At 39.3% G+C, this 22,624-nt stretch carries 19 protein-coding genes and 1 pseudogene; all 20 read right to left on the bottom strand.

Annotated elements, in window-relative coordinates; genetic code table 11:
• Nucleotides 1–52: 52 nt before the first annotated feature.
• Nucleotides 53–1,543: an undecaprenyl-phosphate galactose phosphotransferase WbaP gene (wbaP, locus tag OCV50_RS00970; protein WP_261903473.1), complete on the bottom strand. Its 1,491-nt coding sequence runs from the start codon at nt 1,541–1,543 to the stop codon at nt 53–55.
• A gap of 44 nt (nt 1,544–1,587) precedes the next feature.
• The gene (locus tag OCV50_RS00965; protein ID WP_261903472.1) at nt 1,588–2,886 is read right to left on the bottom strand and encodes a flippase; all 1,299 of its coding nucleotides are present in this window, start codon (nt 2,884–2,886) and stop codon (nt 1,588–1,590) included.
• An 11-nt stretch (nt 2,887–2,897) separates the two neighbouring features.
• The gene (rfbD, locus tag OCV50_RS00960) at nt 2,898–3,776 is read right to left on the bottom strand and encodes a dTDP-4-dehydrorhamnose reductase (RefSeq protein ID WP_261903471.1); all 879 of its coding nucleotides are present in this window, start codon (nt 3,774–3,776) and stop codon (nt 2,898–2,900) included.
• The gene (gene rfbC / locus OCV50_RS00955; protein WP_261903470.1) at nt 3,776–4,306 is read right to left on the bottom strand and encodes a dTDP-4-dehydrorhamnose 3,5-epimerase; all 531 of its coding nucleotides are present in this window, start codon (nt 4,304–4,306) and stop codon (nt 3,776–3,778) included. The genes rfbD and rfbC overlap by 1 nt, the downstream gene beginning before the upstream one ends.
• A gap of 8 nt (nt 4,307–4,314) precedes the next feature.
• On the bottom strand, nt 4,315–5,205 hold the full coding sequence (gene rfbA / locus OCV50_RS00950) for a glucose-1-phosphate thymidylyltransferase RfbA (RefSeq protein WP_261903469.1): 891 nt from the start codon (nt 5,203–5,205) through the stop codon (nt 4,315–4,317).
• 80 nt (nt 5,206–5,285) lie between these two features.
• Nucleotides 5,286–6,356, bottom strand: coding sequence for a dTDP-glucose 4,6-dehydratase (gene rfbB, locus OCV50_RS00945; RefSeq protein ID WP_261903468.1), 1,071 nt, complete (start codon nt 6,354–6,356; stop codon nt 5,286–5,288).
• Nucleotides 6,353–7,279, bottom strand: a complete 927-nt coding sequence (locus OCV50_RS00940) for a glycosyltransferase (protein WP_261903467.1) — start codon at nt 7,277–7,279, stop codon at nt 6,353–6,355. The genes rfbB and OCV50_RS00940 overlap by 4 nt, the downstream gene beginning before the upstream one ends.
• A complete protein-coding gene (locus OCV50_RS00935; RefSeq protein ID WP_261903466.1) occupies nt 7,269–8,195 on the bottom strand; it encodes an NAD-dependent epimerase/dehydratase family protein in 927 nt (308 codons plus the stop codon). Before OCV50_RS00935 ends, OCV50_RS00940 begins: the two co-directional genes overlap by 11 nt.
• Nucleotides 8,192–9,268, bottom strand: a complete 1,077-nt coding sequence (locus tag OCV50_RS00930; RefSeq protein ID WP_261903465.1) for a glycosyltransferase family protein — start codon at nt 9,266–9,268, stop codon at nt 8,192–8,194. Before OCV50_RS00930 ends, OCV50_RS00935 begins: the two co-directional genes overlap by 4 nt.
• 3 nt (nt 9,269–9,271) lie before the next feature.
• Complete coding sequence (locus tag OCV50_RS00925; protein WP_261903464.1) at nt 9,272–10,336, bottom strand: glycosyltransferase; 1,065 nt, start codon at nt 10,334–10,336, stop codon at nt 9,272–9,274.
• Between the two features lie 17 nt (nt 10,337–10,353).
• Nucleotides 10,354–11,556 (bottom strand): hypothetical protein, encoded by a 1,203-nt coding sequence (locus OCV50_RS00920; RefSeq protein WP_261903463.1) that lies wholly within the window; start codon nt 11,554–11,556, stop codon nt 10,354–10,356.
• 48 nt (nt 11,557–11,604) lie between these two features.
• Complete coding sequence (locus tag OCV50_RS00915; protein ID WP_261903462.1) at nt 11,605–12,279, bottom strand: acyltransferase; 675 nt, start codon at nt 12,277–12,279, stop codon at nt 11,605–11,607.
• A complete protein-coding gene (locus OCV50_RS00910; RefSeq protein ID WP_261903461.1) occupies nt 12,280–13,047 on the bottom strand; it encodes a sulfotransferase in 768 nt (255 codons plus the stop codon).
• Nucleotides 13,044–14,468, bottom strand: coding sequence for a sulfate adenylyltransferase subunit CysN (gene cysN, locus OCV50_RS00905; protein WP_261903460.1), 1,425 nt, complete (start codon nt 14,466–14,468; stop codon nt 13,044–13,046). The genes OCV50_RS00910 and cysN overlap by 4 nt, the downstream gene beginning before the upstream one ends.
• Nucleotides 14,469–14,515: 47 nt before the next feature.
• Complete coding sequence (locus tag OCV50_RS00900) at nt 14,516–14,863, bottom strand: four helix bundle protein (protein WP_261903459.1); 348 nt, start codon at nt 14,861–14,863, stop codon at nt 14,516–14,518.
• Nucleotides 14,864–15,011: 148 nt separating this feature from the next.
• A complete protein-coding gene (cysD, locus tag OCV50_RS00895) occupies nt 15,012–15,926 on the bottom strand; it encodes a sulfate adenylyltransferase subunit CysD (protein WP_315974619.1) in 915 nt (304 codons plus the stop codon).
• A gap of 91 nt (nt 15,927–16,017) precedes the next feature.
• Entirely contained in the window at nt 16,018–18,174 is a 2,157-nt protein-coding gene (locus tag OCV50_RS00890) for a polysaccharide biosynthesis tyrosine autokinase (protein ID WP_261903458.1), read from the bottom strand.
• Nucleotides 18,175–18,265: 91 nt separating this feature from the next.
• Complete coding sequence (locus OCV50_RS00885) at nt 18,266–18,706, bottom strand: low molecular weight protein-tyrosine-phosphatase (protein WP_261903457.1); 441 nt, start codon at nt 18,704–18,706, stop codon at nt 18,266–18,268.
• Between the two features lie 58 nt (nt 18,707–18,764).
• Nucleotides 18,765–19,901, bottom strand: a complete 1,137-nt coding sequence (locus tag OCV50_RS00880) for a polysaccharide export protein (protein WP_261903456.1) — start codon at nt 19,899–19,901, stop codon at nt 18,765–18,767.
• A 479-nt stretch (nt 19,902–20,380) separates the two neighbouring features.
• A pseudogene (locus tag OCV50_RS00875) lies at nt 20,381–22,489 on the bottom strand (YjbH domain-containing protein); the annotation flags it as partial.
• Nucleotides 22,490–22,624 lie beyond the last annotated feature (135 nt).

The raw sequence follows: 22,624 nt of genomic DNA, 5'->3' as shown, positions 1-22,624 counted from the left end.
ATGAGATTAGGGATACTGAAAATGGACACACCAAAACTAAACAATGATTATCTTAATAGGCACCGTCTCGCTTTAAGACTACACCAACTGTTTTGAATAAAATGACTATATCTGTCCACAGAGACCAGTTTTTTACGTACCATGCATCTAAATAAACCCTAGTGTCGTAATCGGTATCACTTCGACCACTCACTTGCCAAAGTCCAGACATCCCAGGTTTTGCCATTAAGTAATATGCAACGTCCTCTTTGTATCGTTCAAGCTCTTCATCGATAACAGGACGAGGGCCAACTAGACTCATTTCACCTTTTAACACATTCCATAATTGAGGTAACTCATCAAGACTGGTTTTCCTCAAAAATGCACCAATAGGCGTTACACGAGGATCATTTTTTAGCTTGAACTCTTTTTCCCACTCCGCCTTTGCAACAGGATCCGTTGCTAAGAGGTGCTCAAGGACTTCTTTAGAGTTCATCACCATAGAACGAAATTTCAAGCACTTAAAGGGCTTACCATTCAAACCTATTCTTTCATGGCCATAAGTCGCGGAGCCGCCATCTTTTGTCACCTTATGGCGAATAAAGGCAAAGAAAGGAGAAAGCGTTAGCAAAAGTAAAGACGAAACAACAATGTCAAACGTGCGCTTTATGAACTTAGAGGACTTTCTTGCCAAGTTATTTTTAATACGTAACATCATGACTTCATGACTGAAAAAGTGCGACACATCCATTCCCGCCAATGGTACACCTCTCATGTCAGGAACCACTGAAATATTGGTAACACCATGCTTCGCTAAAGTTCTAAGCCATTTATCCCTAAGATCGCTTTGATTTTTTTCCAACGCGATAAAGACCTTTGGAGTGACTAAGTCACCGTTACTGAAATAATCCGCTTCTGAAATACATGGGATGCTATCAATAAAATGGTTCTTGTGACTTTCTTCAATTGGAGAAACAAAAGTATCGACTCTGAAGCCTGTTGAGGGTTCACTATTAATCGCTAAATAAGCCTCTCGTGCGTTTTTGCCATTGCCAACAATAGCGCTTGGCATAACCCAAGAACTAACAGATCTGAGATAAAGCTTAGTCAAGAATCTAAACAGAGGTAAAATAAAAAATAAGCTTAACCAAGCAACCAACCATGTTGACGGTTGATACTCCTGTAAAGCACGATTATGGAACTCTGCTTGAATAAAAGTAACTAAAGCAAGTTCAATCAACGCCATCACAGACAAGGTCGAGTACGATTCTCGTAGCTCATCCCAAAATGGCTTTCGATATGTATAATGTCGCAAGCTTCCCCAGAACCATAGTGTTGTTAACAACATCACTATCGTAAACACACTACCTCTTAGCAAAAGAGCATGGCTCAGAGCGTTACTAGAAAATGCTTGTTCAGAAAAATTTACGATGCCAGCGATGAATGCAGCCAAAAAGAAAGATAATACATCACTCAAAATAAGAAAGGCTTTATTCTTACCTGCTGAATATTTACTTCTAATCATAGAAGGGGGAGTATATCTAATAGTCTGAGAATCACCCATGAGAGTATCCCTTATTTAAACCAGCCGAATTAAAGGCCAAAAAGTTATCGTGAAAAGATATTTAACGTGTTAAAACCAAGATTTTTCTTAACTTGATAAACACACAGTAAGTTTTGTGTTGCGATTGCAATCGTCGTCACCCAAGCCGCGGCTACCAAACCAAATACAGGTATAAAAACAACGCTACCTACTATGGTTATCAGTGAAGAAGTTATGACGTTATTACGAAATATTTTTTCATAACCTGTCATCTGTAATAAATAGCCAACTGAGCCAGTAATAACATTAATAAACTGGCCAAGAGCAAGAATTCGCAAAACATCAGCCCCTTGAATGAACTCCTCACCAAAAAAGCTCATCAACCAAGGTGCGAAAAACATCATAAACCCTACTATAGGCAACGCGCATATCGTCATAAGCCTACCCGACATTTTCGCTACGGAGCGCACTTGGTTTAAGTCACCTTGCTTGTATGCCTCTGCAAACTTTGGCGCTGCAATTGCGTTGACGGCAATCAATATAAACGCTGTCAACATCGCCGTTCGTTGTGCAACAGAAAATAACGCAACATCCTCAGCCGAGCTCCAAGCTCCTAAAGTCAGTTGACCTGCCCACTGCGTAACTTGAGCCATAATAACTATCGTAAACAGTGACTTGGAGGTATCTGACACCCTTCGTTTTTCGTTTTTTTCTAGGCGAGAAAACATAGGCTTTCTTGCCCTGTTCCAAAGCAAAAATGACATACCACAAACGACAATACTAGCTGACAAATACAGTTGCATCGTTGAGTCTGCATCAACAGGCTTCATTATCCAAATAATGAGAATAGCAAGAGAAGACAGGGCTGCTGACTCAAAGAACATCGCATGCGCAATTCGTTTTTGTCCCTGAAAACAAAAACCATGTAATTGACTAAGAGCAATAGGAACTATTGCAAACGAAGACCAAGCAAGCACTGAACCTAACGGTGGCTTAGTAAATACACTTTCTGCGACCCAATCAGAACAGAACCACAACACAATAGTGCTCAACATACCAAGGGGTAAAACTCGCGTTAAAGCAAGGTGATAAATACCCGCAATCGAAGCCTGATTATTGTCCACTCTATAACCAGCAATATACCTTACAAGCGCATTATCCAATCCTTGCCTGATAAATATTGACAATATCACTAATATAGCCTGCGCGAGAAAGAAGTATCCTGCTTGCTCTGCTCCAAGAAATTGAGCTATGACGACATTTAGTAAGAAAGCACCAGCAGCACCCACCACTTTCACAGTGAGTGCTACTGCAGCCTTTAACGCTAGTTCATTTCTGGCCAATGTACTTAATTTCCGAAACATATCGACCAAGTCTATAGTTTACCCAGCACATGGCCGAGACTTTTTTTCCAATCTCTATTTTCTGAGACTAGTGTTTCTAATGAGGTACAATCCATTACAGAATAGGCCGGTCTTACTGCTGGCAGAGGGTAGTCCTCTGTCTTAATAGCATTTAACTTAGGTAGACATTCGATCATTTTTGCTTTGTGAGCAAATTGCAAAATCGTTCTCGTAAAACCATGCCAAGAGGTCGCCTCATCGCCGCAAAAATGATGAACGCCATATCCCTGCCAGTCATCTTGCGTTAACGCAGAAGAAAGCAACGACAACAAAGTTTGCGCTAAGTCGCCAGCGTAGGTTGGGCACCCGTATTGATCGGCAATAACCCCCAACTCTTCTCTCTCCTTCCCAAGACGAAGCATGGTTTTAACGAAATTGTTTCCATACTCACTAAACACCCATGCAGTCCTAACAACCAGTGACTTAACATGGGAGTCAAGTACAAACCTTTCACCCGCTAGCTTTGTCTTACCATATATACCTGCAGGGCAAGGAGTATCACTTGGTTTGTATGCTTTACAACCTGTGCCGTCAAATACATAGTCTGTAGATACGTGAAACAGCGGAATATTAAGCTCACTTGCCATTAGCGCGAGATACTTAGGACCAAGAGCATTGACATGATATGCCGCATCAAATTCTACCTCGGCTTTGTCAACTGCTGTATAGGCAGCGGCATTAATAATAGCTGCCGGCTGTACTCGATTAATGAACTCAACCACTTCGTTTTGTTGAGTTATATCTAAATCGCTAGAATCTACCGCAACAACGTCGAAACCAAAGCTGCTTGCGCGATCTTTCAAGCACTGGCCAAGTTGCCCGTTACTACCTGTAATGAGAATCTTAACCATTATAGCTCCTTAAAGCTCGCCGCTACTGCGTCTTTCTCTGACAAAATTGGCAAATCACATGGCCACTCAATACCAATATCAGGATCATTCCAAATTAGGCTACCTTCATCACTTGGATCATAGAAGTCGGTACACTTATATTCAAAATCTGCTATTTCCGATAACACAACGAAGCCATGAGCAAACCCCGGAGGTACCCAAAACTGCTTTTTGTTTAGCTCTGAGAGAATCACACCTTCCCATTTCCCATAAGTTGCCGACCCTTTTCGAAGGTCAACTGCAACATCAAAGACTTCGCCACGAACTACTCTAACAAGCTTGCCCTGCGGCTTGTTTTTTTGAAAGTGCAGACCACGAAGGACATTTTTAGAAGAACGTGAATGGTTGTCTTGCACAAAAATAAAGTCTTTACCAATCACCTCTTGATAACGTGTTGTTTGAAAAGTCTCCAAAAAGAAGCCGCGCTCATCACCAAAGACCTGGGGTTCAATGACTTTTAAGTCAGGAATAGATGTTTCTATAATCTTCATACTACCGCTTACTTATATAATTTCTTAGAGTCGTTAATTAACGTAACTAGATATTCTCCATAATCATTTTTTAGCATTGGCTTTGCAATTTCTTGTAACTGTTCATCACTAAGCCAGTTGTTGCGCCAAGCAATTTCTTCCAAACAAGCCACTTTGAGCCCTTGTACGTTCTGAATGGTTTGCACAAAGTTGGATGCTTCATGAAGGCTTTCATGGGTACCGGTATCTAACCAAGCAAAACCGCGTCCTAATAACTCAACACTTAACTTACCCTGATTTAGGTACATTTCATTCAACGTGGTAATTTCTAACTCTCCACGGTGTGAAGGCTTGACTTGCTTTGCCATCTCAATAGCTGAATTATCATAGAAGTAAAGCCCAGTAACAGCATAATCTGATTTTGGAAACTCTGGCTTTTCTTCAATCGAGACAGCTTTCATCTGTTGGTCAAACTCAACAACACCAAAGCGCTCAGGGTCATGAACTTGGTACCCGAATACGGTCGCCAAACCACTTTCTGCTTTAGCACGCGCATTGAGTAACTGTTCACTAAAGTGCTGTCCATAGTAAATATTATCGCCGAGAACCAAACAAACTGACTCTTCTCCAATAAACTCCTCACCAATAATGAAAGCTTGCGCCAAACCATCAGGGCTTGGTTGGATAGCGTACTCCAAGTTAATACCATAGCCTGAGCCATCGCCCAAAAGGCGCATGAACCCAGCCTGATCCTCGGGTGTGGTAATAATGAGAATATCTTTAATCCCTGCCAGCATAAGTGTAGAGATTGGATAATAAACCATCGGCTTATCATAGATAGGCAGTAATTGCTTCGAAACACCGCGCGTTAGTGGGTATAGGCGTGTACCACTACCACCGGCAAGAACAATTCCTTTCATTGTGTTTTCCTGTTTTGGGGTCAGCTGAAAGCTAGTTTGAATTTTAATCGAGTCTAAATACACGAAGTTTTAGCTACTTATTACAGACCTAAACGTTCCCGTTGGTAGCTGCCATCTTGGACATTTTGGCACCACTTTTGGTTATCTAGATACCACTGGACTGTTTTACGTAGGCCGGTTTCAAAAGTCTCTTGTGGCATCCAGTTTAACTCACGTTGCATTTTTGAAGAATCAATCGCATAACGACGGTCATGACCCGGGCGGTCTGATACATAAGTGATCTGTTCTGCATATTTGGTGTCTTTAGGAACTAATTCATCCAAGATAGTACAAATAGTGTTAACCACTTCAATATTTTGTTTTTCGTTGTGACCACCTATATTGTAGGTTTCCCCTACTGTACCCTCTGTCACTACTTTATATAGCGCACGCGCATGGTCTTCTACGTATAACCAATCGCGAATTTGGTCACCTTTACCGTATATAGGCAGCTCTTTTCCGTCCAATGCATTTAGAATGACTAACGGGATCAGCTTTTCGGGAAAATGGTACAGACCATAGTTGTTAGAACAATTAGTAACGATAGTAGGCAAACCATAAGTTCGTAGCCATGCGCGAACTAGATGATCGCTCGATGCTTTACTTGCAGAGTAAGGGCTAGATGGTGCGTAAGGCGTTGTCTCTAAAAACATGGGTAAAACTTTACCCTTTGCCATTTCGTCAGGGTGAGGTAAATCGCCATATACTTCATCAGTTGAAATATGATGAAAACGGAACTCTGCTTGAGCTTCTTTCGAAAGCTCGTTCCAGTAGGAACGAGTCGCTTCCAACAATGTGTAAGTCCCAACTACATTAGTCTCGATAAATGCAGCAGGGCCAGTGATTGAACGATCAACATGGCTCTCTGCTGCAAGGTGCATTACTGCATCTGGTTTATGCTTCTCAAAGACTTTATCCAGAGCAATACGATCACAAATATTAACTTGCTCAAAGGTATAACGTTCATTGCCATCAACTTCGGCGAGAGATTCTAAGTTACCTGCGTAAGTTAAACAATCAACATTAATGACTTGATCTTGTGTGTTGTTTATAATGTATCGAATAACGGCACTGCCTATAAAGCCAGCACCTCCAGTTACCAAAATTTTCATTTCCAAAAGCTCTTGTGCATTGATAATTTTTTATTAAGCCATAGTGGTAATAGTTTATATTCACCACCAAGTTTCATTCCTAGGATTTTTGCAAAGTTATTCAACAGTGCTAAAGGAATATATAAAGGAGCATGCTTTAGTAAATACTTGAACTCAGATATAATAAACCTAAAGCCTTCCCCCCTGGCTCCACCAAATTCATTTCTAATCCAAGGTTCCATTTCGTGAAATACACCAATGTCGAAATATCTTTTAAACTCATCTATTGGGGTATAGTTGTGAGAATGTTTGCATACTGCATCTGACGCATAAACATTCTTGTAACCGCTTTGTATGAATTTTCCTGAAACAAACATATCTTCGCAAAGTATAGTGTTCTCAGGAAACATACCTACTTCTAGTAGTGAACTTAGTCTATAGGCAGAAAAAGAGTTAGACATAAAGGCAGATTTGATACCATACTTAGGTATAGTTTTCATAGATTTGATTAAAGTTTTATCCGAGTAATTGAAGTAGCGAGCATGTGCTGCTACTGGGTTGGCGTCATCGTGAGGTGACTGCCTACCACAAACCGCAACAACCTTAGGATCCTCGAAATAGCTAGCTATATTATCTAACGCACTTTGCTGCACAATGCTATCTTGAGTCAAAAACACTATGAATTCATAGTCATTTTTGAGGGCATATTGGATAGCTATATTTCGAGTCCCACCATGATTGAAATCTAGAGAATCAATAACTAATGTATGAAAACCATACTGTTTGGCTACTACTAATGAGTCATCTTTTGAACTAGAGTCTATTACTAAAACATCACCACAGAATTGAGCATTTAAGGCTGCAGCGGCTTTCTTCCATAGCTCACCACCGTTATATACGGGAACAGAAACAAGCGTCGCGCCCCGCACCTCTTTATTTAACATAACACCTCACCCAATTAACTAACCCTGGTAGTTCATCTTTAAGCTTGTAAGCAGGAGCCCAACCGTAGTTTTCGCGAAAAGTACTTGTATCAATACAACGGTGCGAGTCAAAGGAATCACAATTATAATTACCTTCATATAAACCACTAGGCAACAGGCGTTCAATATCTAACTTATTATTTATGATACTTGCTATATCAAAAAAACTTAACGACTCTCCACTACCTAATAAAAACTTACTAAATCCCTTTACTGCACCGCGCTCTAAGATTAATTTCAATGCAGTTACAACATCTCTGATAGAGATATAGTCTTTCTTGATTTTTGCATCAGAAAAAACTTCTATAGTTTCACTCATTATTCCTTTTTTCAAAAGGATAGGAATCAAGCCTTGATTACCAAAAGGATCTTGGTGAATGCCATACGGATTGCTCAATCGGATAGATATATAACTATTATCACAGATATTAGAATACGCTTCCATATATGTTTCAAAAGAGAACTTAGATGCTGCGTACATTGATAGATTTTGATAGCTGAAGCTCCCATCTATTTCTGGAAGTGCTCCATAACTTGAAATAAAGATTAAACTAGAAGATCTCTGATATTTTGCATGAGCATTCAGCATTTTCAAAGATGGTATTATTGTCTTATTAATATCATCAGCTGGATGTAAATTAGAACTCCTCGGATGAGAACCCCAAGCAAGGTGTATCACGAAGTCGTAATGATTATTAGAAAAGTGAGATTCATAGTCAAAAATCCTCCAATCATCATATATATACTTTACACCTTCGAATCCTGCTGTAAACCCATGTCTATAATTGCTTAATGATGTAACCGAACATTTGTCATGCAATGCTTGCAGTAAATTAGTTCCGATGAAACCATTTCCACCAATCAGTAATATTCTCACTCAAAACACCCTATCGAATTATATAAAAGCTTCCTGATTTCATGTGCATCAGGGTAACCCTTGATATGACCATATTCATTAATCGAGATAGCTAAGTCAATCTGCCTCAAACAACTGTCTATATCGTTAGAGTCATAAGCAAACCCATGTTTGAAGAAAGAATGATTGTATGAACATTTACTCGAAACTAACCTAGATCCAGAATTAAGGACAAACAACTCAATTAAAGATGTAACCTCGAACCAGCTTGCAGTGAGAACCACTTTATGTGTTGACAGTCGTTTGTAAAAATCATGTGCCGGCAATGCATCTAAATACTCGACATTTTTTAAGTTATCAACAGCATTCTTAAAATCAACAAAATACTGACTCTCACTTTTCACACTAGGACCGACAAACGTGAATTGAATATTTGGTCTTAGTTTAGCAAGCTTCAAAATGAATTGTTGATTCTTTCGCGTCTCAATTCTTCCCGGGCAAAGCACACTATTTATTAGAGGTTGTCTCCTACTAGTACATTCAAAGTCCAGTAGGTGTGGAACGTAACTAACACGCGCAGAAATCGGACCGATATCCTTTATTATTTCCACTTCTTCCTCTTTCGAAACCATTAACACCCCCGTTGACTCGGCTAATAATTTCTTTTGTGCTTTTTTTACAGAACCATAAGGAATTAGTTTTCTTTCAAAGAGTAATGTATAAAAAAACCTTATAGTCCAGAGAAACTGCTCATATACTACAGGATTTCTAAATGAAATTAGAGATATGAACTTTTTAAAACCAGTAACACCAAACCTCAAATACTCTCGTATTCCAGAGTAGGGATGATGTAGAGTATACAAATAAAAGTCAACATTACTATCCAGACACAGTTCGAGGGTTTTAACTGCTTCAATTGGACGATCTAAATTAGCACAAATAACCTTATCATAGTCGCTGACACTTTTAGGGACGCCATTAACAAAACTACAAACAAAGGTATCATCGAGTAAAGCTTTGAAATTCATCAATAGATTTACATCACCACCTTTTTTTGTTTCCGCGTCACTACGAAGCACAAATAGAATTTTCATTGCCTAACCTAAAGCTGTAATACTGTCGTGAATAACTTGCGAAGTTCTTTTCCAAGATAACACTTTTGTATCTATATGATGTTTTATATCACTTGATACTAGGGCTTCTTTACAAACAGAATTAATGCTCTCGATACAGTATGGATTAACTAGTTTTACATCACAAATGTTCTCACTAGTATATCCGAACTGAGTAGAAACAACCCGACATCCAAAAAGTGCCGCTTCTATATCAACTAAAGGAGACACTTCAAAGAACGATGCATTAACCAATACCTTGCAATTTGAATATAAAGAAAACAGCTCTTTTTGAGATAATTTCCCTTTATAAATAAGCCTTTCATTAGCATTAACTAACTTGAGAAACTCGTTTTGGTAAGGAGTTGGTTTTCTATCCATTGCTCCCACAAACACTATGTTAAACCTCTCGGCACTCATTGCCTTTATTATCGATATTTGATTTTTTCTTTCTTCTATCCTACCAACCACAACTAAGTCGAAGTTCCGCTCTTCTGCTTCATGAACAACATCATTAGTTATATCAACACCGTTTCTAACTATTTTTGATTTAAATTCAACATTAAATCTATTAGCAATCTCTCGCTTTTCCTGGTTACTTATGCAGAATACACACTCAGCGTTCTCGATAACATTCTTGATAACCTTCTTGTAATCTAAGAACATAGTCATGAATATTAATTTTAAGTACCATTTCCTTTTCACAAACCTTGAAATATTCTTAATTTTTTCTCTTTTGTAAAAATCAGGTACAATACTAGCAAGTAGACCACCAACACCTCCCCTAATTTCTATTTCATATTTAGAAACAGCATCAATTGGATGATGAATAGGCACAACAAAGAAAGGTTTATTTTTTCTCTTTATATGTCTATAATATGAATAGACTTCTATAGGTCTATCAATGTTAACTATAATATAGACATCAAACTCTTCCTTGGGAAACCTCCCTACCAGCTTACAAGTATTACCAAGTTCTTCAAGGTATTTTACATAATTGAGTACCTGTACGACATCGCCTCCGTGAACTTTTTTGAACTCACTTCGCATAAGGAAACAAACCTTCATCACATATTACCTTTATTACTATTAAGTTTCACATCTTTGTAGTGGTACCCTATAAGAAACCAAAACATTATCATCGGTTTTATAGCGACAAATATATCTATAAACAGTGCAGACAGGCACATAAGAGCAATCATTTGTTTGATAAAGAGATTGCTTGTTCTCCTATAGATAGTCAATATAAAAAAAATAAAAACTGCAAGACCGATTAAACCGGACTCTGTTAAAACTCTAATGTAATGACCATCAACAGCTAAACTAGCAAAAGACGGACCTAGCCCAATAATAGCAGTACTCGGTTCAGAAAAAACCGTTTTCACTAAAATCAACCAACGGTAAAATCTTATTATAGAACTACCATCGCCAGACATTGATAAGGCTTCATTCATACCATCCCCATACGCTAAAGAATGATATTGATCCATTGAACTCGCAATTATCGATTTCTCGGCTAGATATAACAGCGTATTGTATGTTTCAATCGAAAGTGCTTGCTGAATCCTCTCAAAAAAGTAAAAACCACCATCAGAAAAATAAAATACTAAAACGATTGTAAAAGTAGTAATAAAACCAAGCGGAAGAAACATTAGAAAGTATTTTTTCTTAATGTTTACATCTTTATTAAAAAGTAAGGAAAGTATCGAAATAAAAATAACAGAGACAATGGTAACCCTTGAAGCAGTTAATAAGACTATAATCAAAGAAAAAATAGAATATATCCAATTCTTGCTACCAAAAAAGTAAAAAAATAACACGCCAGCTATTAAGGCAAGCTCATATGGCCCATTTGTATTTGCCGAAAACCTGTCTATAGAAAAAGCATTAAAAGATTCAAGGACACCTAGCCTCTGAAGGCCAAATATCATAAAACAATATATAATATAGAATCTAAATATATAATCAATATTCACACTATAAGAGCGTGACTTAGCCCCCAAATAGACCAAGAACATCAATTCAAAGCTCTTTAGTACAAATAAAAGTGACTCTAAGAATCTAACATTACCTATCAATGAGTTTAACGTTGCAGATATAAGGTTCACAGATAAAAAAATAAGATATATAAATAGCGCTATATTGACACTAAACCTTTCATTACTATTGCCATTACATTTTTCTACCACAAAAAAAACTAGCAGAATTAATATTAGCAAATCTTCGACTCTTAACCCTGAAGATCCTAAAGGTATTAATACTATTTTCATTGAGAATAGTAGCAATACTAACATTAAAGAAAGAAAATATTTCAACCTTTATCTACTCTTTATTATTTTTGCTGGTATACCTGCGGCTACTATTTTTTCTGGTAATGATTTACTAACCACACTACCGGCACCGATAACACAACCGCTTCCGATCTCTACCCCATCAAGTATTATTACATTATTACCTATCCAACAATCATCGCCAATTTTTATTCCTTTCCTTGTAACTTCTTGGTCAAAAATCTTTTGATCAGCACTAAACTGATGATTTTCAGCTATTAAATTTACGCCGGAACCTAACTGACAGTTATTTCCAATAAATACCGGAGCTGCCGCCCCTATTACAACTCTTGGTCCTATGTAAGTGTGATGTCCAATCGAAATTTGTTCGCCTGGGTTGCTTAAAGTAGAAGTAAGCTGAATCCAGGCAAACTCTCTTATTGTTACTCGCTCTCCTATTTTTATGCCTTGTTTACTAAGGCAGTCAATATACGAGTAATCGCCTAGATATAGACCTTTACCACTTTCTAGAAGGTGCTTGTTTCTAACTGTAACCCTCTTTCCCAAATATAGAGGTAGCTTTATCCGGCCACGAATAATAAAGCTAGAAAATAATGCTCTAAGAAGTGGTATAAGCCCTTTATATAATACATAGTTAAAGTTAACAGGGGTACTAAACTTAGAACCGCTAGTTTTACTCTTCAAAGAAGAAAGTAAACTCATTTAAATAACTTCCCTTATTCTTCTAAAATACAAAGCCATCAGATTCAATGTCTCCTTTCTAAATATTTTTCTAGGCTCTCTTATGGCTGTTATTATATGGGAATACATAGATTGAGCTAAAACTTCCCTTTTCTTATTCTTTAGATCATTAGGTCGTTTTATGTGTTCAATGGCGGTTTTAGTGTATTCAAGTGATAGAAACTGGCATATTTCCTTTAGCACTTCATCTGGATTTTGCGTTAGCTTCGTATACTCTACAAGCAAGTAATCTCTCCCTCGGATGCTTGCACTAATAGTTTCGTCATAAATTTTTTTTAGTTCTAAACCAGTTTCTATAGGCATCCCTTCGCGGACGTTTAGAGATTTTGCCACCTCGTTTTCATCTCTTAAACAGTAGATAATTCTTGCATTAGGTGTTAAATCACAGAATATATCTGAAAACAAAGATAATCTTGGCTCCTTTACTCCCCAAATGCCTTTTTTACTTTTTATATAGTCATTATACTCTTGCGCAATCCAAGACTTGTTTTTTCTAATGCGCTCAATACTAGGTGGTTTATCCCAAGAACACTGCAGATTTTTCAAGATACGCTCGTTAATTTCGAGCATCCTTAAATCTTCAAAATGCCCTTCTACATTTGAAATGTATATCTTTTCATCAAACTCGCCCATATTTACGCCCAGTGATGATAGTACTTTGCTTAATATAGATGTGCCACTTCGATGCATTCCCAAAATAACTACTTGCATATCTTTTTCATGATTCATATTCTTTTAGCTCCCCACTCAGGAAATTTATCACATATAAGTCTATTTAGTGCAACTTCTGCATCTGTATAAGAGCGTAATTCATCTAAGCTGTCATTATTCTCAAATATAGTATTGGTAATCATCCCAGCTCCAACTGTAATATTCGTCAAACGATCAATGATAATAAATGAACCGGTCCCATTGTTAGTACTATATTTATCTATAACTACACTACTAGCTGTTTCAACAATGCAGCTTGCAATTTCATTGAGTTGCAGTTCTGTTGAATCGTGCTGCTCTAGGGTATTAACATCAATACGGTGCTGAATTGATTCAACTTGACCAAAAGTATTTTTAGATCCGATTTTAATTTCATACTCTTTGCCTGGCTGAAGTTCGGCTTCATTCATCCAAACAATTGTCGCTTCAAAACTGTTTGTAGTAGTTGGCAATTTAGCTGTGTCTTCTGTTGCTTTAACAATGACATCACCACGAGAGATATCTATTTCATCTTCCAAGGTTAGAGTAATCGCTTGACCGGCAAAAGCACTATCTAAGTCACCGTCCGCTGTGACGATGCTTTCAACAGAAGAGGTTTTACCTGAAGGATAAGCGACAATATTATCGCCGACATTAATCACGCCACTGGCAATAGTACCGCAGAAACCACGGAAGTCGAGATTAGGTCGATTTACATATTGAACAGGCAAGCGGAATACATCGAGGTTTTTGTCTTCATTGATTTTTACTGTTTCAAGCAACTGCATCAATGTCGCACCTGGGTACCAATCCATCTTCTCAGAACGATCAACCACATTGTCCCCACAAAGTGCTGAGATTGGTACAAAACGAATATCTGGAATTTCTAACTGCTCAGCAAAGGCTTTATAGTCTGCTTTAATTTTACGATAAGTTTCTTGACTGTAATCGACTAGGTCCATCTTATTTATCGCTACGATAACGTGCTTAATACCAAGTAATGACGCAATATAAGAGTGGCGTTTCGTTTGTGTTTGCACGCCCTTTCGAGCATCTATCATTACAATCGCCAAGTCACAGTTTGACGCCCCCGTTGCCATGTTACGGGTGTATTGTTCATGCCCCGGGCAGTCTGCGATAATAAACTTACGCTTGTCTGTTGAAAAGTAACGGTAAGCAACATCAATGGTAATGCCTTGCTCACGTTCAGATTGAAGGCCATCAACCAGTAACGCTAAGTCAAACTCTTGATCTGTTGTATTGAACTTTTTAGAGTCACTTTTAATTGCTGCCATGTGATCTTCAAAGATCATTTTGGAGTCATGCAGTAATCGGCCAATCAGGGTTGATTTACCATCATCTACGTTACCGCAAGTTAGGAAACTTAATAAGTCTTTATTTTCGTGTTGCTTTAGGTACGCTTCGATGTCAGAAGCGATTAGGGAGGATTGGTTACTCATTGATAGTCCTTTTATTTAGCTATCAGCATATAGCTTTAAGCTGACAGCTAAGAATCAGTTTTGATTTTTTGCATTAGGCCCGAAATCATGGCAGAGATTTGCTTAGTTTCATCTAACCATTTCCGTGCTTCTTTGCGAGGCAGGTAGTTTATTTCAATGCCTATATATATTTGCGTTCGCGCTTCAGCTATGGATGAACGAGCTATTTCAAGAAATCGACATTTCTCTTTTGAGCTGCTTCGAGTCATGCCCTCTGCAATATTACTGGGGACAGATAAGCCAGCTCTTGTCAGTTGGTCCCTATAACCAAAATCTTTCAATTGACTCGTTGCTTTATACAGTTCAGCTGCTAACCGAGCAGAACGTTGCCAAATTTCTAGTTTTTCAAAGTTCATCATCACCTCTTAAAAAATAAAAATGATGACCAAACTCATTGATATTTACTAGAACGCACATTTATACATGCGGCCCGTCACTCTATCTCGTGTAAAAATCTGAAAGCTGAGAGCTAAAAACTAAAAGCTATATCTAATCCTTCGAGGATTAGAAATAACCTTCCATTTTCTTCTTCTCCATCGAGCCTGAAGAATCGTGGTCGATGACTCGCCCTTGGCGCTCGGATGTTTTGGTAAGAAGCATTTCTTGGATAACTTCTGGAAGCGTTGTTGCATCAGACTCTACTGCACCGGTCAGTGGGTAGCAGCCGAGGGTACGGAAGCGGACTTTCTTCATCATTGGCTTCTCGCCTTCAGCTAATGGTAGACGCTCATCGTCAACCATGATTAGCGTCCCATCACGCTCTACTACTGGGCGTTCAGCTGCTAGGTATAGAGGTACGATATCAATGTTTTCTAGATAGATGTACTGCCAAATATCGAGTTCTGTCCAGTTAGAAAGAGGAAATACTCGAATGCTTTCACCTTTGTTTACTTTGCCATTAAAGATATTCCACAATTCGGGACGTTGACTTTTTGGATCCCAGCGATGATTTTTGTCACGGAATGAGTATACGCGCTCTTTAGCACGAGATTTCTCTTCGTCACGACGAGCGCCGCCAAATGCAGCATCAAATTGATGCTTATCTAGTGCCTGTTTCAAACCTTGAGTTTTCATAATATCGGTATATTTAGCACTACCGTGATCAAACGGGTTGATATTAGCATCAATACCCTCTTGGTTTTGATGCACGATCAATTCCATGCCCATTTTTTTCGCCATGCGATCGCGAAACTCAATCATTTCCTTAAACTTAAATGTAGTATCTACATGCATTAGTGGAAATGGAGGCGGTGCTGGATAAAATGCTTTCATTGCCAAGTGCAGCATTACTGCAGAATCTTTACCGACAGAGTACAGCATTACTGGGTTGTCAAACTCAGCAGCTACCTCGCGAATAATGTGTATTGACTCAGCTTCCAGCTGTTTTAGGTGAGTCATTCGAGCGTTTGAAATATCCATAATACTTTTTCTTTTTGAAGGTTAATTCTTATACTGAACACCCTAGTAATATTTTTAACCATTTATTTTGGTGTTCACTAAATAATTTAAATTAGGAGTCACTCTTATATGAGTAGTTATAGTAACCATAACCATAAGAGCTGGAAGCCTTTTTCTCTATAGCATTGAAAATTACGCCTTTCACATCAATGCCAGATTGCTCGAAGCGATTGCGTGCTACTTCTATCTCTTTAATCGAGTTTTGGCCAAAGCGAGCTACCATCAATGTCGTACCAGCATACGCCCCTACAACACTTGGATCTGTTACTGCCAATACTGGCGGTGTATCAACAATTACTAAATCATATGCATCCGATGCCCACTCCATCAATTCAGCAAATCTAGAGTGCATTAACAATTCTGATGGATTTGGTGGTACCTGACCTCGAGTTACAATATCCAAGTTATCTATCTGTGTTGACTTAATTGACTCTACAAAGTCATTTTTACTGATTAACATATCAGAAAGACCATCATCCCATTTAACACCAAAGCTTTGTTGTAAGTAACCTTTACGCATATCCGCATCGATCAACAACACCTTTTGGCCCGTTTTTGCAGCAACTGCAGCAAAGTTGGTCGAAATGAAAGATTTACCTATACCTGGCGCAGGTCCTGAAATCATCAAGATATTGTTCTTTGCTTCAAGCATGGCGAAATGAAGGCTTGTACGTAGACCACGTAGAGCCTCGATTGAGAGATCTGCAGGATTAGATTCTGCTAAAAGCGCTTGAGTACCTGAGATCTTATGCTTCTTGGATTTAAAACGATTGGTTAACTCTAACTGTAAATCCGATTTTGGTACGCTAGCATAGACTGGCAAGCCAATAGCTTCAATTTCATCTGGGTTCTCAACGCCTTTATGAAGCACCTCTTTAATTAAGACAAACGCGATGGAAAGTAGCCCACCTAATAAAGTCGCAATCACAACAATAATGGCTTTTTTAGGTTTCACTGGTTCTTCTAAAGTCTCAGCGTAATCTAAAACCCTAACATTCCCGACTGCACTAGCCTTCATTACGTTTAATTCTTGTACCTTTTCAATAAGCTGCAGATATATTGCTTGATTGACTTCAACATCGCGACTTAATCGAATCACCTCTTGTTGAGTTTGCGGCATTTTAGCCACCATGTTCTCTAAGCGAAGCTTTTCTCCTTCAAGGGTGCTACGTTTTTCAATCAGAGCTAAATACGCTGGGTGACTTTTTTTGAACCTCTGAGCAATATCTGCCTCTTTAAATGTTAACTCATTAAGCTGAGATTCGATTGTGACCATGGTTTTCAACACAGATTCAGCTTCTAACGCTAGGTCAACCGAATCATTCTCTATCTTAAATTGATTCAATTTACCTTCAGATTTATCAAGCTGTTGTTTAATATCTGGCAGGTGGCCTCGTAAGAATTGCAGACTTTTCTCGGCTTCTGCTGATGTGCGCTCTACATTCTGCATCAGGTAATCTGATGCGATGCTGTTAAGAATATTCTGAATTTCCTCTGGATTTTCACCTTCTAGAACTAAGCGTAAAATACCCGTTTTTTTGCCTTGCTCAGATACCCCTAGCTGCTCTTGTAAATCGGCAATAGTTAACAAGCGTGCTGACTTAGTGATTTTAAATTGAGTGCCAGGATTAGCATCAATTGAGATCACACCAATTTTGATGCCGTTATCTTCGACTAATTCACCGACTTTTCCTTCCAACAATTCTTGACCATCGTAAGAAACACTGAATTGGTCACCTCTAACAACGGTTAAAATCATGCTCTGACCGAGCAGCTCTTTTGGAACCTCAAGAGAATTTACTTCCAGAACAGGCTTATCTTGTTCCATAAGGCGAGCAAATCCCTTCCCTATTATTGGAAAGTATTTAGGCTCCACGTTAATGGTCAGTTGAAGCTTATCGACTGTATTGCCCACGACCATCCGTGACTTGATAATTTGAATTTCAGTGTCTGATGATGATTCTGAAGCAAACATGTCTGAGATATCAGAAAGGCCCGGCACTCCCGCTGACTTCTCCTCTACCTGAACCAAAGCGTCAGCTTTAAATACTGGTGTTGCCAAAAGTGCATATACAACGCCAACGATTAAGAAACAAAATGTTGTAACAATAATCCACCATTTAGCGTCCAACAAAGTGCCAATCAGTTTCCCTAAATCTATCTCATCTGAATTATCAACTTGTGATTGCCTAGATGCTTGTGTTGTCATCGAATTACTACTTCCTAAAACTAGTATTGTTCTAATAGTGCGGAAGGCTAGCTATCCACCACTCTATATTATTCTCACTACTTAAAAGTGATTAAATCTTTCTCGCCCACGCTTCTGCTGCTTCTTCAATCAAGCAGTAAACATGTTCAAATGCCTCGCGACTCTGTTGGTACGGATCTGGAATATCCTGCTGACCAACCCACTGGCTAAACAGCATGGTTTTCCCACGAGCTTCTGGTGCAATTTGAGTTAAAGCTTCTACATGCCCCTTCTCCATAACCAGAATAAGATCATACTGGGCACACAGTTGTGGAGTAAGTTGCTGTGAACGATGATTTTCTAAATCAACACTATGTTCATTGGCAATAGCAATAGCCATTTTATCGGCAGGCTTGTCAATCAATCGGCTTTTTTCTACGGCGATCCCAGCTGAGGCAACATGCTTGGTAGGCAATAATTTTTGCAAGACACGCTCTCCAGTTGGAGAGCGGCAAATATTACCTACACAAACGATTAAAATTTTATTAAACATAAGTAATAAACAACTCTACAAAACAGGCCACCAAATGTGACCTGAGTATTTTAACTTTCTAAGGCCAATTACGAACTCGAAGTACACCTTCAGTTAAGTCGTTAAAGCCGGTAATGGTTGGCACTAATTGTCCTATCACTCTGTTCCAACGACTAATCGGTGCCGCGGTTACATAAACAATGTCATACGGTTTCAAATCAAATTCAGTGCCGATAACTAATGCTGATGCATCTTCCATGTTTAGTTGGTAGATATCCGCCATTCTTTCCGATTTATCATCAGAAGTGCGGATCACAAATACACCTGTCGCATCCGCTGAGAGCTGATTGATACCCCCCACACTGCTCAACGCTTCCGTCAAGCTCATACCAACTCGATCAATCTTTAGGAGCTGAGGTTCATTAACTTCCCCCATCACAAAGACTTTTTGATTGTCATTACGTGGTACATGAACAATATCCCCCGCTTGTAATAAACGGTTTTGAGTCAAATCTCCACGTTGCATAAGCCCATACAGGGAAATATTTTCCTCAACGCCATTGCGTGTTAATGAAACATTACGCCAATCTGCATGTTCAGACAGGCCGCCTGAGCGATTAACGGCATCAAGCAATGTCAAAGGGATATTGGTAATAGGCTGTTGGCCCGGTGCTGTAACTTCACCAGTAACATAAGTTTTCTTAGATCGGAAAGCGGCTACATTCACATCCACTTGCGGGCTTTCAATGTACTTAGCTAAACGCTCTGCGACCTCTTCACGAATTTCACGTACGGTTTTACCAGCGACTTCTACCGTTCCAATGTATGGGTAGAAGATAGTGCCATCAGCATGTACCCAGTTACCTGCTTCAGAAGCACTACGGTAGGAACCTGCTGGGATGGTTAGCTCTGGATGGTCCCAAATCGTGACGTTCAAAATATCGCCCACACCAACTTTGTACTCATATTTCGCAATATCAACGTCTAACTCTGGATTAGCTTGCGACATAGACTGAGCTTGGCTCTTGTAATTAGAAACCGTTTGAGCAGTTAGAGGGTAGAGGTTAACAACATCTGAGATATCCGTAGCTTGCTGTTCTTCAGAGGGAAGGATCACATTCTTATCATCAGTAGTAAGGTGCGAACCAGGAGTTGTACAGCCAACAAGTAAAACAGGCAAAAGTGCCAAAAGGAGACGATTTTTCTTAATCTTCATGTTAACCAAATCATTGTTGAGAAATGTAATCACATCCGAGTGATACTGATATATGACCTTACCATTGGCAATGGCTTATACGGAGGGAGAAGTAGATGATAATTTGATATCGGTTCCACATTCCTTTGCTTTCGGGCACGCTACCGCCCATTGATATAACGCGACATCACACTGCGTAGTTTTCTGTGCACCGAGAATTTACTTAAAAGCCAAATGGTGTTTTTTATAAAATTTACAACTGAAAGTGCTTAATTTTAATCCGTATGTATTATCCACAGTTTGTCTGTATTATCAACCTTGTTGAATGGTTGGGCGCTAGAAACATAAGAATCGAATTACATATAGGTTCGGGATGCGAAAAGACAAAGAAGCAGATTCGAGATGCGAAGGCACTGGCTCTTCACATCTCGTATACCGTTTACTCTAATCTACCCTCGAGCTCTTCGAATCTCGCATCCCGCTTACTCGAATCTACTAAATCATTTAACCTTACTTGGCCTCTGGAACCATGGTGATCTTGCGTCGGTTTGTTCAAACAGATTGTACTGTTTATTGAGCACCTGACCACCGTCACGGGTTAATGGCTGCCAAGTAAACTGCGCACGATTCGAGCTTGGTTTTACCGTTAATAGATCGAACGGAATTGATATATAAAAGCCTTTTGTGTAACTACCTTCTCCAAAGTCCTCTTCACTCAAATCGGTCAAACTCGCAAAGGCCCCTGCAATCACACCACTTTTAAACTGCTTAGAGAAATCTATTCGAGTGCCAATATCACCCGCTAGGAACTTACCAAAGCCAACCTTAAACAGGGTATCGCTTAAAAACTCCCATTGTGGCATGTAGTAACCGGTTACAAAACCGGTTGTACTTTTATTTATCACTTTATAAGTGCGGCTCGAGTCTGTTGGGTGAGGTTGTATTTCTTCATCAAAGGTTGCAAACCAACTATCTGGTTCACGCTGGCTAATGGTTGTAATATCTGCGCCAACTGCCCAGTTGCTATTGTATGGTCTGTAAAGGATCTCCCCCCCCACTCCAGCAAACATGCTTTCTAGGTAACCGGCATATGCTTGGCTGTAAACACCACTACCGTAGTCTTCAAACCAAGTTAACTGTAATCTATCCAGACGAACAGGCTCTTCCACATAAGAGCGAAACAGGGTTCTGACTCTTGGCGTTTGGTCAGTACCATCAGATGGGATCTCATAATTAAACTTATCGTAGTTATCAATTAAGTTGATATACAGCGAGCCGGATAGCTCAATATTATGGATTGCCCAGAACGAGGCATTGGTATACACACCTAAAGCATACAGATAAAAATCTTCTGCTGAACCAAAAGACTGTGCTAAGTTTGGAGATACTGAAACATCAAAACGTTCTCGAGCATCGCTATACTCAGCAACTGACGTCGATGTAACCTCTACATTTTGTGCAGAGTCTGCAATATCAGAGTCTAAGTAGGCGTAGTTCGCTGACTGTTTAAACTGTGTAGCATTGATATCCGTTTGCGATAGCTCGCCTGCTTTACTAGTTTCAACGATTTGGTAAGTATCGATGTAATCTGGGACATGGTTAGCAATTACCGTTGCACCACGTTCAAGTGCTATAGAACGATCTCGATATTTTACCTGCTCGCCTTTTACGACGACGATATTATCATCCATAAATATCTGGGCTTGTTCATAACCAGCAATACTATCTAACTCTTCCGTTAACTGGACTAAGTCAACATCGTCTTTGCTGTTAGCATTACTTGGGCGTAGCTGCGTTGTCTCTGTGTCACGCCAAATGGAGGAGATTTCATTAAAATTAGTCGTTAAATCAACCCCCATAGTCAGAGTGTCACCACGCTCATAGCTAATTTTGGCAATAGCCCAGTCATTAAAACGATATAAGGCGCCTATATTCCAAGGTGTATGCTGTGTCATATCGACACCACCAAACACCACAGGGAAGTCTTGCGAATAGTCATTGCTATCATATTCAAGCTTCAATATTAAGGGTTTATATGGCGTTTGATATTCTAAGCCACCATAGACTGCTGCATCTCCTTTAAACCAACGCTCAAACTCTACTTGTCCAACGTTTTCAGGCGAACCGTTTTCTCTGTGACAAAACTTGTCACTAGCCTTACAAAACGGGTTAGTAACATTTCCACTAGTCCCCATATAACCCCAGCCCATACCGAATGTAACATCCAGTGGTCCAAAACGTTTGCTAGCCGCGATAAACTCACCGTCAAACAACCCTGTGCCACCAAAGTCACGAATACCAACGGATAGTTCAGGTAGGTAGTAACCTTCTTCAATCAAGCGAACTTTAAAATCGATACCTTTGTCGGTGTATTCGTTGCAACCACTAAAATTATTCGTAGAACAATCACCGTCACCATTACCACTATAAAGCAAGTCTTGCACTTGAGCGTATCTAATGGTTGTCTCTAACCAAGGCATTAGCTGTAGGCTGACATTGTAAAAAGAGTACTCATTATTAAATGAGGTACTGAAGTTAAATTCCCCTTCAGGAGCCATACGTGCCGTAGGCATCTGCATTAAACCAACACCGCCAAAATTGGTCTGCGAATGCTTCAACGTAGGTGTATTAAAACTTGAAATCTCAACGTCAGAATACTGATGTTCTTGAGCATTAGCAGAAAAGCTACTGACAGCCAATAAGGAACCAGCAATCGAACTTGCAAAGAAAGTTAATGGGAATGA

This window comes from Vibrio fortis (genome assembly GCF_024347475.1).
GTDB lineage: Bacteria > Pseudomonadota > Gammaproteobacteria > Enterobacterales > Vibrionaceae > Vibrio > Vibrio fortis.
Note: the sequence above shows the minus strand (reverse complement) of the source record. Positions and strands in the feature narration are given on the sequence as shown.

Excerpts from the sequence above, each read along its gene's own strand:
- wbaP (WP_261903473.1), bottom strand. The coding sequence starts at position 1,543 with ATGGGTGATTCTCAGACTATTAGATATACTCCCCCTTCTATGATTAGA.
- OCV50_RS00965 (WP_261903472.1), bottom strand. The coding sequence starts at position 2,886 with ATGTTTCGGAAATTAAGTACATTGGCCAGAAATGAACTAGCGTTAAAG.
- rfbD (WP_261903471.1), bottom strand. The coding sequence starts at position 3,776 with ATGGTTAAGATTCTCATTACAGGTAGTAACGGGCAACTTGGCCAGTGC.
- rfbC (WP_261903470.1), bottom strand. The coding sequence starts at position 4,306 with ATGAAGATTATAGAAACATCTATTCCTGACTTAAAAGTCATTGAACCC.
- rfbA (WP_261903469.1), bottom strand. The coding sequence starts at position 5,205 with ATGAAAGGAATTGTTCTTGCCGGTGGTAGTGGTACACGCCTATACCCA.
- rfbB (WP_261903468.1), bottom strand. The coding sequence starts at position 6,356 with ATGAAAATTTTGGTAACTGGAGGTGCTGGCTTTATAGGCAGTGCCGTT.
- OCV50_RS00940 (WP_261903467.1), bottom strand. The coding sequence starts at position 7,279 with ATGTTAAATAAAGAGGTGCGGGGCGCGACGCTTGTTTCTGTTCCCGTA.
- OCV50_RS00930 (WP_261903465.1), bottom strand. The coding sequence starts at position 9,268 with ATGAAAATTCTATTTGTGCTTCGTAGTGACGCGGAAACAAAAAAAGGT.
- OCV50_RS00925 (WP_261903464.1), bottom strand. The coding sequence starts at position 10,336 with ATGCGAAGTGAGTTCAAAAAAGTTCACGGAGGCGATGTCGTACAGGTA.
- OCV50_RS00920 (WP_261903463.1), bottom strand. The coding sequence starts at position 11,556 with ATGAAAATAGTATTAATACCTTTAGGATCTTCAGGGTTAAGAGTCGAA.
- OCV50_RS00915 (WP_261903462.1), bottom strand. The coding sequence starts at position 12,279 with ATGAGTTTACTTTCTTCTTTGAAGAGTAAAACTAGCGGTTCTAAGTTT.
- OCV50_RS00910 (WP_261903461.1), bottom strand. The coding sequence starts at position 13,047 with ATGAATCATGAAAAAGATATGCAAGTAGTTATTTTGGGAATGCATCGA.
- cysN (WP_261903460.1), bottom strand. The coding sequence starts at position 14,468 with ATGAGTAACCAATCCTCCCTAATCGCTTCTGACATCGAAGCGTACCTA.
- OCV50_RS00900 (WP_261903459.1), bottom strand. The coding sequence starts at position 14,863 with ATGAACTTTGAAAAACTAGAAATTTGGCAACGTTCTGCTCGGTTAGCA.
- cysD (WP_315974619.1), bottom strand. The coding sequence starts at position 15,926 with ATGGATATTTCAAACGCTCGAATGACTCACCTAAAACAGCTGGAAGCT.
- OCV50_RS00890 (WP_261903458.1), bottom strand. The coding sequence starts at position 18,174 with ATGACAACACAAGCATCTAGGCAATCACAAGTTGATAATTCAGATGAG.
- OCV50_RS00885 (WP_261903457.1), bottom strand. The coding sequence starts at position 18,706 with ATGTTTAATAAAATTTTAATCGTTTGTGTAGGTAATATTTGCCGCTCT.
- OCV50_RS00880 (WP_261903456.1), bottom strand. The coding sequence starts at position 19,901 with ATGAAGATTAAGAAAAATCGTCTCCTTTTGGCACTTTTGCCTGTTTTA.